Raw genomic sequence first — 14869 nt, 5'->3', positions numbered from 1 at the left:
GCAGGTGTTGCTAGCCTACATATTGGTTCTTATCATTTCTTAACTATCAAACTGAACTTCTTCTAAGAGATAGTCGATAAAGCGTTCGCCCATCTTAGATAGGCTGGTTTTCTCATGCTGAATATAGACCAGCTCGATAGGGTCATCAATATCCAGTGGGATAGAAACGATATTGTCTCCGTTGAGGTTGCTGTTCAAGATTCCTGTCGCAATGGTATAACCATCCAAACCAATCAAGAGATTAAAGAGGGTAGCACGGTCGCTGACTACGATAGATTTTTTGTGGTATTCCTGCGAGAGAATCTCTTCTGAAAAGTAGAAGGAGTTATGAGTTCCTTGGTCATAGCTGAGGTAAGGGAAGTTTTCTAAATCTTCCAGTTTCACCTTGCCTTTCTTGGCCAGAGGGTTGGTCTTGCTGACAAAGATATGCGGTTGGGCGGTAAAGAGATGATGAGCCAGCAGGTGGTTGTCATCCAGCATTTTGGTTAAAACATCACGGTTGTAGCTGTTAAAAAATAGGACACCGACCTCACTACGGAAGTTCTTGACGTCGTCAATAATCTCCCAAGTCCGAGTTTCACGAAGGAAAAGCTCGTATTTCTCCATATCGCTTTTCTTGAGCAGAGAGACAAAGGCATTGACCACAAAGGCATAGTGCTGGGACGAAACGCTAAATAATTCGCGGTGGGCGACAGGATTTTTATAGCGTTCTTCCAGAAGCTGGGTTTGCTCGACAACTTGACGGGCATAAGAGAGAAACTCCATCCCATCACGGGTCAAGGTAATCCCCTTGGGATTGCGGATAAAGATTTCAATGCCCATTTCATTTTCCAAATCCCTCACAGCATTGGAAAGACTCGGTTGGGTGATAAAGAGTTGCTTGGCTGCCTCATTCATGGAGCCAGTTTCGACGATTTTAATAATATAGTGTAATTGTTGAATTCTCATGTTTTTATTGTACCACACTTGCGTCAGAATCGCCAAAGAAGATAGGAAAATCAGGAGCATTGTGTGAGTCTCTTCTTGAAAAAAACACAAAATTTTGCTAGAATGAGTCTTATGAAAACATTCTATGATGTGCAGCAATTCCTCAAACGATTTGGTATTATTGTTTACATGGGAAAACGCTTATATGATATTGAACTGATGAAGTTGGAACTCTCTCGGATTTACGATGCAGGGTTGATGGACAAATTAGACTATCTAGAAGCAGAAGCGGTTCTTCGCAGAGAGCACAAGATAGAATTGGATTATATTGAGAAAAATGGAGAAAAGAACTAATGGTTACTTGGATTTTGTGGGCACTTATACTAGCAATGTTGGCATGGATGGGCTTTAACTATTTTCGTATTCGCCGTGCGGCCAAAATCGTAGATAATGAGGAGTTTGAAGCCTTGATTCGCACAGGTCAATTGATTGATTTGCGAGACCCAGCTGAATTCCACAGAAAACATATCCTTGGTGCCCGCAATATTCCTTCAAGTCAGTTGAAGACTAGTCTTGCAGCCCTTCGTAAGGATAAACCTGTCCTTCTCTACGAAAACCAACGTGCGCAACGTGTGACAAATGCAGCCCTTTACTTGAAAAAACAAGGTTTTTCTGAGATTTATATCCTTTCTTATGGCTTGGATTCTTGGAAAGGGAAAGTCAAAGTTGAGAAATAAGAAAACGAGCTTGGAGGTTTCCAAGCTCATTTTTTAACCACTTTTTCTGAGAAAGTCACGAATGCTATCCAATTCTTTTGAGTTTAGGGGGCGATAATCTCCCTCTTTTAGATTATCATCCAAGCTCCAAGGGCCAAAATGGGTGCGTTTGAGGGAAGTCACCTTGACACCAACCGAGAGGAACATTTTTTTTACCTGATGAAATTTCCCCTCTGAAATGGTAATAGAGGCTTGACTGAGGGAAGGACTTGCAGATAGAATCTCTAGTCTTGCAGGTTTACAGACAGTGCCATCTAAAAAGACAATTCCTTTTTGAAAGGTTTGGTTATGGTCAGGTGTTAGAAGTCCATTAACCTCAACTTGATAAGTCTTATCGACATGATATTGGGGATGGAGGAGCTGAAATCCCAAGGGACCGTTATCGGTCAAGAGGAGGAGGCCAGTCGTATCTCGGTCTAGTCGGCCGATAGCATAGAGCTTGTCAGACTGGATGTCAGGCGGAAGGAGATCCATGATGGTTGGAAGTTCCCTGTCTTTATTGGCTGTAACGACACCAGCAGGTTTATGAAGCATAAGGTAGGTATGCTCATAGCCTTGAACGATTTGTCCTTGAAAAAGGAGTTCTTGTAGACCTGTATCGATATTTTGGGCTAGGGAGCGGGCAGGGCAACCATCGACTAGAATTTCTCCTCTGAGTAAGGCTTGTTTCATGGCCTTTCGGCTGATTTTTTCTTGGGCTAATAAATTATCTAAACGCATACTGTGCCTATCTTATCATAAGTAGCTTGCTTTGAAAAGGCTTGACGTGAAAAGAAAAGCAGAGTGAAAACATTTACACTTGCTTGAGTTATGTTATTTACCTGAAATTATGGTATAATCGTTCAGTTAGAAAATAAATTTTGAATATTATAGAGGAAATCATGACAAAATTAAGAGAAGATATCCGTAACATTGCGATTATCGCCCACGTTGACCACGGTAAAACAACCCTCGTTGACGAATTATTGAAACAATCAGAAACGCTTGATGCACGTACTGAATTGGCAGAGCGTGCTATGGACTCAAACGATATCGAAAAAGAGCGTGGAATCACCATTCTTGCTAAAAATACAGCCGTTGCCTACAACGGAACTCGTATCAACATCATGGACACACCAGGACACGCGGACTTCGGTGGAGAAGTTGAGCGTATCATGAAAATGGTTGACGGTGTTGTCTTGGTCGTAGATGCCTACGAAGGAACAATGCCACAGACTCGTTTCGTATTGAAAAAAGCCTTGGAACAAGATCTTGTTCCAATCGTGGTTGTTAACAAAATCGATAAGCCATCAGCTCGTCCAGCAGAAGTAGTGGACGAAGTCTTGGAACTTTTCATCGAGCTTGGTGCAGATGATGACCAGCTTGACTTCCCAGTGGTGTATGCTTCAGCGATCAACGGAACTTCTTCATTGTCAGATGATCCAGCTGACCAAGAAGCTACTATGGCACCAATCTTTGACACGATTATCGACCATATTCCAGCTCCAGTAGACAACTCAGATGAGCCTTTGCAGTTCCAAGTATCACTTTTGGACTACAATGACTTCGTTGGCCGTATCGGTATCGGTCGTGTCTTCCGTGGTACTGTTAAAGTTGGGGACCAAGTTACCCTTTCTAAACTTGATGGCACAACTAAAAACTTCCGTGTTACAAAACTCTTTGGTTTCTTTGGTTTGGAACGTCGTGAAATCCAAGAAGCAAAAGCAGGTGACTTGATTGCCGTTTCAGGTATGGAAGATATCTTTGTCGGTGAAACTATTACTCCGACAGACGCAGTTGAAGCTCTTCCAATCCTACACATCGATGAGCCAACTCTTCAAATGACTTTCTTGGTCAACAACTCACCATTTGCTGGTAAAGAAGGTAAATGGGTGACTTCTCGTAAGGTGGAAGAACGCTTGCAGGCAGAATTGCAAACAGACGTTTCCCTTCGTGTTGACCCAACTGATTCACCAGACAAATGGACTGTTTCAGGACGTGGAGAATTGCACTTGTCAATCCTTATCGAGACAATGCGTCGTGAGGGATATGAACTTCAAGTATCTCGTCCAGAGGTTATCGTAAAAGAAATCGACGGTGTTAAATGCGAACCATTTGAACGTGTACAAATCGACACTCCAGAAGAATACCAAGGGTCTGTTATCCAAAGCCTTTCTGAACGTAAGGGTGAAATGTTGGATATGATTTCAACTGGTAATGGTCAAACTCGTTTGGTCTTCCTTGTTCCAGCGCGTGGTTTGATTGGATACTCAACTGAGTTCTTGTCAATGACTCGTGGTTACGGTATCATGAACCATACCTTCGATCAATACTTGCCATTAATTCCAGGTGAAATTGGTGGTCGTCACCGTGGTGCCCTTGTTTCTATCGATGCTGGTAAGGCTACAACTTACTCAATCATGTCCATCGAAGAACGTGGTACGATCTTTGTCAACCCAGGTACTGAGGTTTATGAAGGAATGATCATCGGTGAAAACTCTCGTGAAAATGACTTGACAGTTAACATCACTAAGGCTAAACAAATGACTAACGTTCGTTCAGCTACTAAGGACCAAACAGCTGTTATCAAGACACCTCGTATCTTGACACTTGAAGAGTCTCTTGAGTTCTTGAACGACGATGAGTACATGGAAGTAACTCCTGAGTCTATCCGTTTGCGTAAACAAATCCTTAACAAGGCAGAGCGTGAGAAAGCTAACAAGAAGAAAAAATCAGCTGAATAAGAGCTAGAAAGAGATAAAGATGGTTTATTTAATCATAGGACTCCTCTTATTACTACTCTATGTATTTGCGACACCAGAAAGCATTAAAGGGACAGTCAATATCGTCCTTGTCGTCTTTGCTTTCGTAGCACTTTTGATTTTGCTGATGTTGTCAGTTCTGCAAATCTTTCAGCTACCGACAGAATTCTTTATCGCAGTCGCTATGCTCTTCCTAGCATACTTTAGCTTGCGAGATATTACCCTCATGTCGGTCCATAAAAGTAAAAGAAGATAAAAAGAGAGTTTCGGCTCTCTTTTTGCTTGTTAGAATGCCCAATCTGAGCATTTTCATTTAGAATTATTTCCATAAAAATGGTAAAATAGTAAGAGTAGAAATGGAGTTCGAGACATGAAAGTAATAGAACAGTTTAAAAATAAGAAAGTACTTGTTTTAGGTTTGGCCAAGTCTGGTGAATCTGCAGCTCGTTTGTTGGATAAGCTGGGTGCCATTGTAACAGTAAATGACGGGAAACCATTCGAGGACAATCCAGCTGCCCAAAGTTTGTTGGAAGAAGGGATCAAGGTTATCACAGGTGGTCATCCTTTGGAACTCTTGGATGAAGAGTTTGCCCTTATGGTGAAAAATCCAGGTATCCCCTACAGCAATCCCATGATTGAAAAGGCATTGGCCAAGGGAATTCCAGTCTTGACTGAGGTGGAATTGGCTTACTTGATTTCAGAAGCACCGATTGTTGGTATTACTGGTTCAAATGGTAAAACAACCACAACGACCATGATTGGAGACGTTTTGACTGCTGCTGGACAACATGGACTTTTATCAGGAAATATCGGCTATCCAGCCAGTCAAGTGGCCCAAACTGCGACAAACAAGGACACGCTTGTTATGGAACTTTCTTCTTTCCAACTCATGGGTGTTCAAGAATTCCATCCTGAGATTGCGGTTATTACCAACCTCATGCCAACTCATATCGACTATCATGGATCTTTTGAAAAATATGTGGCAGCCAAGTGGAATATCCAGAACAAGATGACAGCAGCTGATTTCCTTGTCTTGAACTTTAACCAAGACTTGGCAAAAGAATTGGCTACTAAAACACAAGCTACAGTTGTACCATTCTCAACACAGGAAAAGGTTGATGGAGCTTATCTAGAAGATGGTCAACTCTACTTCCGTGGAGAAGTGGTTATGGCGGCTAGTGAAATCGGAGTTCCAGGTAGCCACAATGTGGAAAATGCCCTTGCGACTATTGCAGTAGCCAAGCTCCGTGGTGTGGACAATCAAACCATCAAGGAAACTCTTTCAGCCTTTGGTGGTGTCAAACACCGTCTCCAATTTGTGGATGAAATCAAGGGTGTGAAATTCTATAATGATAGCAAGTCAACCAATATCTTGGCTACTCAAAAAGCCTTGTCAGGATTTGACAACAGCAAGGTCATCTTGATTGCAGGTGGTTTGGACCGCGGTAATGAGTTTGATGAGTTGGTCCCAGACATTACTGGACTCAAGAAGATGGTCATCCTCGGTCAATCTGCTGAGCGTGTCAAACGGGCAGCGGATAAGGCTGGTGTCGCTTATGTGGATGCGACAGATATTGCTGATGCGACCCGCAAGGCCTATGAACTTGCGACTCAAGGAGACGTGGTTCTTCTCAGCCCTGCCAATGCTAGCTGGGATATGTATGCTAACTTTGAAGTACGTGGCGACCTCTTTATCGACACAGTAGCGGAGTTAAAGGAATAATATGAAAAAAATTGTCTTTACAGGTGGGGGGACAGTTGGACACGTCACCCTCAATCTTTTGTTAATGCCCAAGTTTATCGAAGATGGTTGGGAAGTCCACTATATCGGGGATAAGCGTGGTATCGAACACCAAGAAATCCTCAAGTCAGGTTTGGATGTTACCTTCCACTCTATTGCGACTGGAAAATTGCGTCGTTATTTCTCTTGGCAAAATATGCTGGATGTCTTCAAAGTTGGTTGGGGAATTGTCCAATCGCTCTTTATCATGTTGCGACTTCGTCCACAGGCTCTTTTTTCAAAGGGGGGCTTTGTCTCAGTACCGCCTGTTATCGCTGCGCGTGTGTCGGGAGTACCGGTCTTTATTCATGAATCTGACCTATCTATGGGCTTGGCCAATAAAATCGCCTATAAGTTTGCGACTAAGATGTATTCAACCTTTGAGCAAGCTTCAAGTTTGGCTAAGGTCGAGCATGTGGGAGCAGTGACCAAGGTTTCAGACCAAAATACTCCAGAACCAGATGAATTGGTGGATATTCAAACCCACTTTAATCCCCAATTGCCAACTATATTGTTTGTCGGTGGTTCTGCAGGCGCTCGTGTCTTTAACCAATTGGTGACAGACCATAAGAAAGAACTGACAGAGCGCTACAATATTATCAATCTAACTGGAGATTCTAGCCTGAATGAGTTGAGCCAAAATATTTTTCGTGTTGACTATGTGACCAATCTCTATCAACCCTTGATGGAATTGGCTGATATTGTTGTGACACGAGGTGGTGCCAATACGATTTTTGAGCTCTTAGCCATGGCAAAATTGCATGTTATTGTGCCACTTGGTCGTGAAGCTAGTCGTGGAGATCAGATAGAAAATGCGGCTTACTTTGTTAAGAAAGGCTATGCAGAAGAGCTTCAAGAAAGCGATTTGACCTTGGATAGTTTGGAAGAGAAGCTTTCTCACTTACTAAGCCACAAGGAAGATTACCAAGCTAAGATGAAGGCTTCTAAGGAATTGAAATCTCTAGCAGATTTTTATGAATTATTGAAAAAAGATTTATCATAAGGAAAGTAAATGTCAAAAGATAAGAAAAATGAGGGCAAAGAAATCCTCGAAGAATTTAAAGAGTTATCAGAATGGCAGAAACGAAACCAAGAATATCTAAAAAAGAAGGCTGAAGAAGAGGCAGCCCTAGCTGAGGAGAAGGAAAAAGAAAGACAAGCTCGAATGGCTTCTAAATCTGAAAAGTCAGATGAAACTGAAGACAAAGAGAGTGAGCCTGAACCAAAAGACCCAGAATCAGCTAAAGAAGAGTCTGAAGAAAAAGTAGAAAAGTCAGAAGACGTCAAAAAAGAAGTAGCCAAAGAAGAACAAAAATCCAAAGAGCCAAAGAAACAGAATAAACAGGAGAAAAAGCCTGTAAAGGAAAAACCGGCTAAACCGAAAATTCCAGGAGTTCATATCTGGCGGGCTATCTCGATTTTGTTTCTCAGTCTGCTTTTATTAGTTGCATCTGCCTACTTGCTTAGTCCTTATGCGACCATGAAGGATATTCGTGTTGAGGGAACGGTGCAAACTACAGCTGATGATATTCGACAGGCTTCAGGCATTCAGGATTCGGATTATACGATTAACCTTCTGCTAGACAAGGCAAAATATGAAGAACAGATCAAGTCTAATTATTGGGTTGAATCAGCTCAGCTTGTCTATCAATTTCCAACCAAGTTTACTATTAAGGTCAAGGAATACGATATTGTTGCCTACTATGTTTCTGGTGAAAATCATTATCCTATTCTTTCCAGTGGGAAGGTGGAGACTAGCGCAGTAAGTTTGGTGAGTCTGCCAGAAACTTATTTATCAGTTCTCTTTAATGACAGCGAACAAGTCAAGACCTTTACCTCAGAACTTTCTCAAATTAGTCCAGAACTCAAGGCGGCTATTCAGAAGGTGGAACTAGCCCCAAGCAAGGTGACATCAGATCTAATTCGATTGACCATGAATGATTCGGACGAAGTCTTGGTTCCTCTTTCTGAAATGAGTAAGAAATTGCCTTACTATAGTAAGATTAAGCCACAATTGTCAGAACCGAGTGTGGTCGACATGGAAGCTGGAATTTACAGTTACACTGTGGCGGATAAATTAATTATGGAGGCTGAGGAAAAAGCCAAACAAGAGGCCAAGGAAGCTGAGAAGAAACAGAAAGAGGAAGAGAAGAAAAGGCTGGAAGAACAGCAGAATAAATTGGAAGAAGAGAAGAAAAAATTGGAGGAAGAGAGCAATCGAAACCAAACAAGTCAGCGTTCATCGCGTCGCTAGGTTTAGCTTTTCTCCTATAACTCTTTAGTGAACATGTTTTTACTTGACAAGTGTTAGTAGAAATAATAGAATAGTAAAAAACCTTTAAAGCAGTCCAGAGAGGCAGCTAAGGTTAGACGGTGAAAGGGTGGAGACTACCCATTTTTCGTGGAACCTTGCTGTTGGCAGGTTCCTTTTTTCGTGTCTTCTTGTGGCCAGACTCTCTCACTAGCAAAGGTAGAAGGAGAAACCTATGCGAGAACATCGTCCAGTCATTGCTCTTGATTTTCCTAGTTTTGAGGCGGTCAAGGAATTTTTAGCTCATTTCCCAGCAGAAGAAAGCCTTTATCTCAAGGTAGGGATGGAGCTCTATTACGCAGCGGGTCCTGAGATTGTATCCTACTTAAAAGATCTGGGACACAGTGTCTTTTTGGATCTCAAGCTGCATGACATTCCTAATACAGTCAAGTCAGCCATGAAGGTCCTATCTCAGCTTGGTGTGGATATGACAAATGTTCATGCGGCTGGCGGCGTAGAGATGATGAAGGCTGCGCGTGAAGGTCTTGGAAGTCAAGCCAAATTGATCGCTGTAACGCAGCTGACCTCAACATCAGAAGCTCAGATGCAGGATTTTCAAAATATTCAAACCAGTCTGCAAGAGTCTGTGATTCACTATGCCAAGAAGACAGCTGAAGCTGGCTTGGATGGTGTCGTTTGCTCGGCTCAGGAAGTACAACTCATCAAGCAGGCCACCAATCCAGATTTTATCTGTCTGACACCGGGGATTCGCCCTGCAGGTGCTGCAGTAGGAGATCAAAAACGCGTCATGACGCCAGCGGATGCTTATCAAATCGGTAGTGACTATATCGTAGTGGGACGTCCCATTACCCAAGCTGAAGATCCTGTTGCAGCTTATCATGCCATCAAGGATGAATGGACACAGGACTGGAATTAAAAAATAGATTATAAAAATAAAAGGAGAAGACCATGACACTTGCTAAAGATATCGCTAGCCACCTCTTGAAAATTCAAGCAGTTTACCTCAAACCAGAGGAGCCTTTCACTTGGGCATCTGGTATCAAGTCACCGATTTACACAGATAACCGTGTGACACTTGCCTATCCAGAAACTCGTAGCTTGATTGAAAATGGTTTTGTGGATGCTATCAAAGAAGCCTTTCCAGAGGTTGAAGTGATTGCAGGAACTGCAACAGCAGGAATTCCTCACGGAGCTATCATTGCTGATAAGATGAACTTACCATTTGCCTATATCCGTAGCAAACCAAAAGACCACGGAGCTGGTAACCAAATAGAAGGTCGGGTAAATCAAGGTCAAAAAATGGTAGTGGTTGAAGACCTTATTTCAACAGGAGGTTCTGTTCTTGAAGCCGTAGCCGCAGCTAAGCGAGAAGGAGCAGATGTACTTGGAGTTGTAGCGATTTTCAGCTACCAATTGCCAAAAGCAGATAAGAACTTCTCAGACGCAGGTGTCAAACTTGTGACGCTTTCTAACTACAGTGAACTCATCCACCTAGCCCAAGAAGAAGGTTACATCACGCCAGAAGGCTTGGACCTCTTAAAACGCTTTAAAGAAGACCAAGAAAATTGGCAAAATGCTTAAAACATAGAAAATCAGGTAGTCGCTAGGATTACCTGATTTTGTTTTTAATACTAAAGTTGAGCGATAACTTCCTCAGTTGTCAAAACTTGGTTGGCAATGTAGCCGTAGTTTGTTAGTGCAGCTTGGTAGGCTTCTTCACCTGGAGCACCGACAGCATCGTTAACAACAATGACATTGTAGCCTAATTCTATGAGTTCACGCATGTGTGAATCCACGCAGAGATTAGCATTCATACCAGCCAAGATGACGGTGTCGATACCATTTTTGCGGAGTTGAAGGTTAAGGTCGTTGCTTTCTGGGCCAAAGATTTTATGTCCGTTGACAACAATAGTATCTTCATCCAAAAATGGTTTAATCTCTTCAATCATATCTGCTCCAGAGCCTTCTGGAATTGCTGAATACTGGCTATCACGCCAAAACATTTCGTTTTCAATCATCATCGTTTCACCAGCAGCTTTAAATTGCCACTTGTGATCGTGTGGATAGAAGTAGTGCGGTGAGATAAAACGCTTGTAGCCACGCTCTTTAGCAAGAGCGAAAAGCTTTGTCAGATTTTCAATAGTATTAACTTTTTCAAGAACATCTTTAGTTGCTCCGAATCCTTTACCAGTAGATTTTAAGAATTCAACTTGCGGGTCTGTGATAACAAATGCGACATTTTTCTGATTGAACATGAGGTTCCTCCTAATATGATTTGATTAACAGCCAATAGGAATTTAGACTGTTAGTTTGATGATTTTCCAAATGGTAGTTTTAGTTACATACTGACCGTTCGGTACAATTATAATAACATCTAAAATTGAATTTGTAAATTAATTTGCTCAGAACAAAAAATTTTAATGATAAAACAGTGGCAAAAGGAGGTGGTTTCAATTGTTTGGTCTCAGACTCTGAATCTGCTATAATAGGAAAAAAGAGAGGTGAGTAGATGAGCGTTAAAGAGCGTATTTTACAAAGTGCTGAGGAATTGATTTATCAGAAGGGTTATGTGGCCACCTCCATCAGTGACATCATGGAGGCAGCTGATGTTGGCAAGGGACAGCTTTATTATTATTTCAAATCTAAGAAGGAAATTGGTTTGACGGTCATTCAAGATATTTTAGCAAATTGGCGAAAAGAGCTTTTTGAAGATATTTTTGAAGCAGACAAGTCTGACAGTGACAAGTTTTCGGATATGATTGACTGGGTTTGTCAATTTCATGAAAGTCAGACGGTCTTTTATGGTTGCCCAATTGGTAATCTGATTGTGGAATTGTCCACAGAAGATGAGAACTTCCGCTGTCCTCTCAATGATTTTATGACCCAATGGACAGAGAAGTTAGCCAGCCTCTTGCAAGACCTGCATGCTGACTGGTCAGAAGAGCGGGCGCAGTTGCAGGCCCGTCAAGTCATCTCCAGTATTCAAGGCAGCATTGTCATTCTCAAAGTCAGCCAAGACATCCAAGTTTTAGAAAATAATATGACGGATTTGAAAAAGAATTATTGTTAATTTTTAGCCGAAGAATTAAAAGTATGTTAATTTATGGATTGTGGTTAAGAGGTAAGAATGACAACAGATATTAAAACTGAAATTGGTCATAGAGTAAGACAGGAACGTGAACGTCACAAATTGATGAGAGAAGAGGTCTGTGGACAGAAGCTGACTTAATAATCAAACAGCTGATGCGTACTGAGCTTGGGCAATCCTTGCCAACAATTACTAAGTTACAATATTTATCTAAGCGATTAGAAGTTCCGATAGATACTTTTCTTGAAAATAAAGAACTAGCTCTCTCTGAGGAAGAGTTGCTGAGTCTAGACTTGATTGAAAGAATATTAGACTTGATAAGAACAGGGACAGGTAGTTTCGCTGAAGATATTTTTGATGATTATTTTAAGCAAGTAACACTAAAGCAAGTTTACACATTCAATGATTTACTATTAATTGATTATTTTGCTATGCAATGTCAAGACTTGATTTATAGAAGAGAGCATTAGATGATTTTCGGATTAAGTTGTTGAAACAGCAATTAGTTAGTGATGAAATGTATAATGTAGAGCTACTATCAGTTCTTTGTGCCATAGCGGTTGTTTATGTTGTTCATAATGACTATAAACATATGATATCTCTAGTAAAAAAGATGAATGAAATTTTATCAGTAACAACGTTGCAAGTCTATAAACCTGGAATTTCAGTATTTGAAGCTAAGTGCTATCTTTATTTTGAAAATGATAAAAATAAAGCAAAGGAACTTTATCACTCAGCAACTATACTAGCTGAACAATTTGATGATAAAGTATTAGAAAATGAAAAGATTATTTGAATTTCAATAATTTAAGAAAGTTTATCATTTTTAATTATCTCTGTAAAATGATTGTAAGTATGAAATTTCCAAACAAAATATTTGAAAAGTTTTGAAAAAAGAGTTATGATATTTTTGTAATATACAAAGTAAACGCTTACTTATTAAGGAGGGCATTTTATGTCATACAAAACAAGCAATGCAGAAGGTCATGTAGATTTCATCAATACCTATGATTTGGAGCCAATGGCGCAACAAGTTATCCCTAAAGCAGCATTTGGCTATATCGCTAGTGGGGCGGAAGATACTTTCACTTTACGTGAGAATATTCGCGCCTTTAACCACAAACTCATCGTTCCGCATACGCTTTGCAATGTAGAAAATCCAAGCACAGAGATTGAATTTGCAGGTGAAAAATTGTCTTCACCAATCATTATGGCGCCTGTTGCGGCTCATAAATTGGCAAATGAACAAGGTGAAGTGGCGACTGCACGTGGTGTGCATGAGTTTGGTTCTCTTTACACAACTAGCTCTTACTCTACTGTAGATCTTCCAGAAATTACAGAAGCCCTTCAAGGGACACCTCACTGGTTCCAATTCTACTTTAGTAAAGATGATGGAATCAACCGCCATATCATGGACCGTGTGAAGGCTGAAGGTTACAAAGCGATTGTCTTGACAGCAGATGCGACTGTAGGGGGCAATCGTGAGGTGGACAAGCGTAATGGTTTTGTCTTCCCAGTTGGCATGCCGATTGTTGAAGAATATCTGCCAGAAGGTGCTGGAAAATCAATGGACTTTGTTTACAAATCAGCTAAACAACGCTTGTCTCCACGTGATGTAGAATTTATCGCTGAATATTCAGGATTACCAGTTTACGTTAAAGGACCACAATGCCGTGAGGACGTTGAACGTTCGCTTGCTGCAGGTGCCTCTGGTATCTGGGTAACCAACCACGGTGGTCGCCAAATCGACGGTGGACCAGCTGCCTTCGATTCACTTCAAGAAGTAGCTGAAGCAGTTGATAAACGTGTGCCAATTGTCTTTGACTCTGGTATTCGTCGTGGCCAACACGTCTTTAAAGCCTTGGCTTCAGGAGCAGACTTGGTAGCTATTGGCCGCCCGGTTATCTATGGCTTGGCTCTCGGCGGTAGTGTTGGTGTGCGTCAAGTCTTTGAACACTTGAATGCGGAATTGAAGACAGTCATGCAATTGTCTGGAACTCAGACTATTGAAGATGTCAAACACTTCAAACTCCGTCACAACCCATACAATCCAACCTTCCCAGTTGACCCTCGTGACTTAAAATTGTATTGATAAAATAGCTTGCCTCCACTTGATGTGGAGGTTTTTCTTCGTCTATAGGAAGAATAAATCACCATTGAAATCTATATAAATATATTTTTCAGTCAAATATCTTGCTAGGGCTTTCATTTTTTGCTATACTGGTTCAGTAATTAAATAATAAAGACATTTGGGGTGCTTTAAGCTGAGATGATACCCATTGAACCTGATACAGTTAAGACTGGCGAAGGGAAATGTGAAACGTTTTTTCGTATGGCGAAATGAACGATCTAATCTTGTAAGTCAACTCTAATTCTTGATTGTAATTGGAGCTTTTTTGTTTATACAAACTGGATAGGCTTGTTTAGGTAGCTCTCTGCAAATGCCCTTGATTTTCTTTAAAAAGGTCAAGTAAAACTAGGATTTTCTTGATGTTTTGTCGATTACGAACGAGTAAAGAGAGGAAAAGTAAATATGGAAACACAAGACTATGCATTTGAGCCAGGTTTGACTGTTGGAGAATTATTAAAAAGCAGTCAGAAGGATTGGCAGGATGCAATCAATCATCGTTTTGTTAAGGAACTTTTTGAGGGGACAATTGAGAATAAGGTCTTAAAAGACTACCTAATTCAAGATTATCACTTCTTTGATGCCTTCTTATCCATGCTGGGTGCCTGCGTAGCCCACGCAGACCAGCTTGAATCCAAGCTTCGTTTTGCCAAGCAACTAGGCTTTCTTGAAGCAGATGAAGACGGTTATTTCCAGAAGGCTTTCAAAGAGTTAAAAGTATCTGAGAATGATTATCTGGAAGTGACCTTGCATCCTGTAACAAAAGCCTTTCAGGATCTAATGTATTCGGCAGTGGATTCATCAAACTATGCACATCTTTTGGTCATGCTGGTCATTGCAGAAGGTCTCTATTTAGACTGGGGTTCTAAAGATTTGGCTCTACCTGAAGCCTACATTCATTCGGAATGGATCAATCTCCACAGAGGTCCTTTCTTTGCAGAGTGGGTTCAATTTCTGGTTGATGAACTTAATCGTGTTGGGAAAGGTCTAGAAGATTTGACAGAACTTCAGCAACGCTGGAATCAAGCAGTCGTTTTAGAATTAGCCTTTTTTGATATTGGTTACGATGCCTAGAGAAAGTTTAGGATATTTACAAATTTGATGAGGTAATTCTCTTCGAAAATCAAATTCAAACCACGTCAGCTTCACCTTGCCGT

17 protein-coding genes and 1 riboswitch are annotated in these 14869 nt (G+C 41.1%); of the genes, 14 read left to right on the top strand and 3 right to left on the bottom strand.

What is annotated here, in order from left to right:
* Positions 1–39 precede the first annotated feature (39 nt).
* Positions 40–948 (bottom strand): LysR family transcriptional regulator, encoded by a 909-nt coding sequence (locus QMQ21_RS06335; RefSeq protein WP_261062133.1) that lies wholly within the window; start codon positions 946–948, stop codon positions 40–42.
* 63 nt (positions 949–1011) lie between these two features.
* On the opposite strand from QMQ21_RS06335, the gene QMQ21_RS06330 reads away from it, so the two are divergent.
* Positions 1012–1281, top strand: coding sequence for a YqgQ family protein (locus tag QMQ21_RS06330; RefSeq protein ID WP_042901268.1), 270 nt, complete (start codon positions 1012–1014; stop codon positions 1279–1281).
* Positions 1281–1664, top strand: coding sequence for a rhodanese-like domain-containing protein (locus QMQ21_RS06325; protein ID WP_050253190.1), 384 nt, complete (start codon positions 1281–1283; stop codon positions 1662–1664). Before QMQ21_RS06330 ends, QMQ21_RS06325 begins: the two co-directional genes overlap by 1 nt.
* A 33-nt stretch (positions 1665–1697) precedes the next feature.
* On the opposite strand, the gene QMQ21_RS06320 is transcribed toward QMQ21_RS06325, so the two are convergent.
* Positions 1698–2423 carry a 16S rRNA pseudouridine(516) synthase gene (locus QMQ21_RS06320; protein ID WP_261814105.1) on the bottom strand — a complete coding sequence of 242 codons (726 nt, stop codon included), beginning with the start codon at positions 2421–2423 and terminating at the stop codon, positions 1698–1700.
* 161 nt (positions 2424–2584) lie between these two features.
* Here QMQ21_RS06320 and typA point away from each other — a divergent pair, with 161 nt between their 5' ends.
* From typA to pyrE, 7 genes are all read left to right on the top strand, one after another.
* Positions 2585–4426 (top strand): translational GTPase TypA, encoded by a 1842-nt coding sequence (typA, locus tag QMQ21_RS06315; protein ID WP_000164111.1) that lies wholly within the window; start codon positions 2585–2587, stop codon positions 4424–4426.
* A 19-nt stretch (positions 4427–4445) separates the two neighbouring features.
* The gene (locus QMQ21_RS06310; RefSeq protein ID WP_084928194.1) at positions 4446–4700 is read left to right on the top strand and encodes a DUF3165 family protein; all 255 of its coding nucleotides are present in this window, start codon (positions 4446–4448) and stop codon (positions 4698–4700) included.
* 114 nt (positions 4701–4814) lie between these two features.
* Positions 4815–6167 carry a UDP-N-acetylmuramoyl-L-alanine--D-glutamate ligase gene (gene murD, locus QMQ21_RS06305; protein ID WP_261814104.1) on the top strand — a complete coding sequence of 451 codons (1353 nt, stop codon included), beginning with the start codon at positions 4815–4817 and terminating at the stop codon, positions 6165–6167.
* 1 nt (position 6168) lies between these two features.
* A complete protein-coding gene (locus QMQ21_RS06300) occupies positions 6169–7227 on the top strand; it encodes a UDP-N-acetylglucosamine--N-acetylmuramyl-(pentapeptide) pyrophosphoryl-undecaprenol N-acetylglucosamine transferase (protein ID WP_261814103.1) in 1059 nt (352 codons plus the stop codon).
* 9 nt (positions 7228–7236) lie between these two features.
* Positions 7237–8478: a cell division protein FtsQ/DivIB gene (locus QMQ21_RS06295; protein WP_261150348.1), complete on the top strand. Its 1242-nt coding sequence runs from the start codon at positions 7237–7239 to the stop codon at positions 8476–8478.
* Positions 8479–8710: 232 nt separating this feature from the next.
* Positions 8711–9412, top strand: coding sequence for an orotidine-5'-phosphate decarboxylase (pyrF, locus tag QMQ21_RS06290; protein ID WP_084923398.1), 702 nt, complete (start codon positions 8711–8713; stop codon positions 9410–9412).
* A gap of 32 nt (positions 9413–9444) precedes the next feature.
* The gene (pyrE, locus tag QMQ21_RS06285) at positions 9445–10077 is read left to right on the top strand and encodes an orotate phosphoribosyltransferase (RefSeq protein WP_084923400.1); all 633 of its coding nucleotides are present in this window, start codon (positions 9445–9447) and stop codon (positions 10075–10077) included.
* A 50-nt stretch (positions 10078–10127) separates the two neighbouring features.
* On the opposite strand, the gene QMQ21_RS06280 is transcribed toward pyrE, so the two are convergent.
* On the bottom strand, positions 10128–10751 hold the full coding sequence (locus QMQ21_RS06280) for a cysteine hydrolase family protein (RefSeq protein WP_000483067.1): 624 nt from the start codon (positions 10749–10751) through the stop codon (positions 10128–10130).
* Between the two features lie 254 nt (positions 10752–11005).
* Between QMQ21_RS06280 and QMQ21_RS06275 the strand changes: the two genes are divergently transcribed.
* The 5 genes from QMQ21_RS06275 to QMQ21_RS06255 all read left to right on the top strand — a co-directional run bounded on the left by QMQ21_RS06275 (position 11006) and on the right by QMQ21_RS06255 (position 14786).
* Positions 11006–11566 carry a TetR/AcrR family transcriptional regulator gene (locus QMQ21_RS06275; RefSeq protein ID WP_000111607.1) on the top strand — a complete coding sequence of 187 codons (561 nt, stop codon included), beginning with the start codon at positions 11006–11008 and terminating at the stop codon, positions 11564–11566.
* 173 nt (positions 11567–11739) lie between these two features.
* A complete protein-coding gene (locus QMQ21_RS06270; RefSeq protein ID WP_084923402.1) occupies positions 11740–12054 on the top strand; it encodes a hypothetical protein in 315 nt (104 codons plus the stop codon).
* Positions 12055–12074: 20 nt separating this feature from the next.
* A complete protein-coding gene (locus QMQ21_RS06265; protein WP_165442212.1) occupies positions 12075–12380 on the top strand; it encodes a hypothetical protein in 306 nt (101 codons plus the stop codon).
* Positions 12381–12539: 159 nt separating this feature from the next.
* The gene (gene lctO, locus QMQ21_RS06260; protein WP_000120723.1) at positions 12540–13676 is read left to right on the top strand and encodes an L-lactate oxidase; all 1137 of its coding nucleotides are present in this window, start codon (positions 12540–12542) and stop codon (positions 13674–13676) included.
* 148 nt (positions 13677–13824) lie between these two features.
* Positions 13825–13913, top strand: a riboswitch (TPP riboswitch).
* A gap of 204 nt (positions 13914–14117) precedes the next feature.
* A complete protein-coding gene (locus QMQ21_RS06255; protein WP_214615177.1) occupies positions 14118–14786 on the top strand; it encodes a TenA family protein in 669 nt (222 codons plus the stop codon).
* The last annotated feature ends 83 nt before the right edge of the window (positions 14787–14869 follow it).

The organism is Streptococcus bouchesdurhonensis (assembly GCF_948472335.1).
Note: the sequence above shows the minus strand (reverse complement) of the source record. Positions and strands in the feature narration are given on the sequence as shown.

Excerpts from the sequence above, each read along its gene's own strand:
- QMQ21_RS06335 (WP_261062133.1), bottom strand. The coding sequence starts at position 948 with ATGAGAATTCAACAATTACACTATATTATTAAAATCGTCGAAACTGGC.
- QMQ21_RS06325 (WP_050253190.1), top strand. The coding sequence starts at position 1,281 with ATGGTTACTTGGATTTTGTGGGCACTTATACTAGCAATGTTGGCATGG.
- QMQ21_RS06320 (WP_261814105.1), bottom strand. The coding sequence starts at position 2,423 with ATGCGTTTAGATAATTTATTAGCCCAAGAAAAAATCAGCCGAAAGGCC.
- typA (WP_000164111.1), top strand. The coding sequence starts at position 2,585 with ATGACAAAATTAAGAGAAGATATCCGTAACATTGCGATTATCGCCCAC.
- QMQ21_RS06310 (WP_084928194.1), top strand. The coding sequence starts at position 4,446 with ATGGTTTATTTAATCATAGGACTCCTCTTATTACTACTCTATGTATTT.
- murD (WP_261814104.1), top strand. The coding sequence starts at position 4,815 with ATGAAAGTAATAGAACAGTTTAAAAATAAGAAAGTACTTGTTTTAGGT.
- QMQ21_RS06300 (WP_261814103.1), top strand. The coding sequence starts at position 6,169 with ATGAAAAAAATTGTCTTTACAGGTGGGGGGACAGTTGGACACGTCACC.
- QMQ21_RS06295 (WP_261150348.1), top strand. The coding sequence starts at position 7,237 with ATGTCAAAAGATAAGAAAAATGAGGGCAAAGAAATCCTCGAAGAATTT.
- pyrF (WP_084923398.1), top strand. The coding sequence starts at position 8,711 with ATGCGAGAACATCGTCCAGTCATTGCTCTTGATTTTCCTAGTTTTGAG.
- pyrE (WP_084923400.1), top strand. The coding sequence starts at position 9,445 with ATGACACTTGCTAAAGATATCGCTAGCCACCTCTTGAAAATTCAAGCA.
- QMQ21_RS06280 (WP_000483067.1), bottom strand. The coding sequence starts at position 10,751 with ATGTTCAATCAGAAAAATGTCGCATTTGTTATCACAGACCCGCAAGTT.
- QMQ21_RS06275 (WP_000111607.1), top strand. The coding sequence starts at position 11,006 with ATGAGCGTTAAAGAGCGTATTTTACAAAGTGCTGAGGAATTGATTTAT.
- QMQ21_RS06270 (WP_084923402.1), top strand. The coding sequence starts at position 11,740 with ATGCGTACTGAGCTTGGGCAATCCTTGCCAACAATTACTAAGTTACAA.
- lctO (WP_000120723.1), top strand. The coding sequence starts at position 12,540 with ATGTCATACAAAACAAGCAATGCAGAAGGTCATGTAGATTTCATCAAT.
- QMQ21_RS06255 (WP_214615177.1), top strand. The coding sequence starts at position 14,118 with ATGGAAACACAAGACTATGCATTTGAGCCAGGTTTGACTGTTGGAGAA.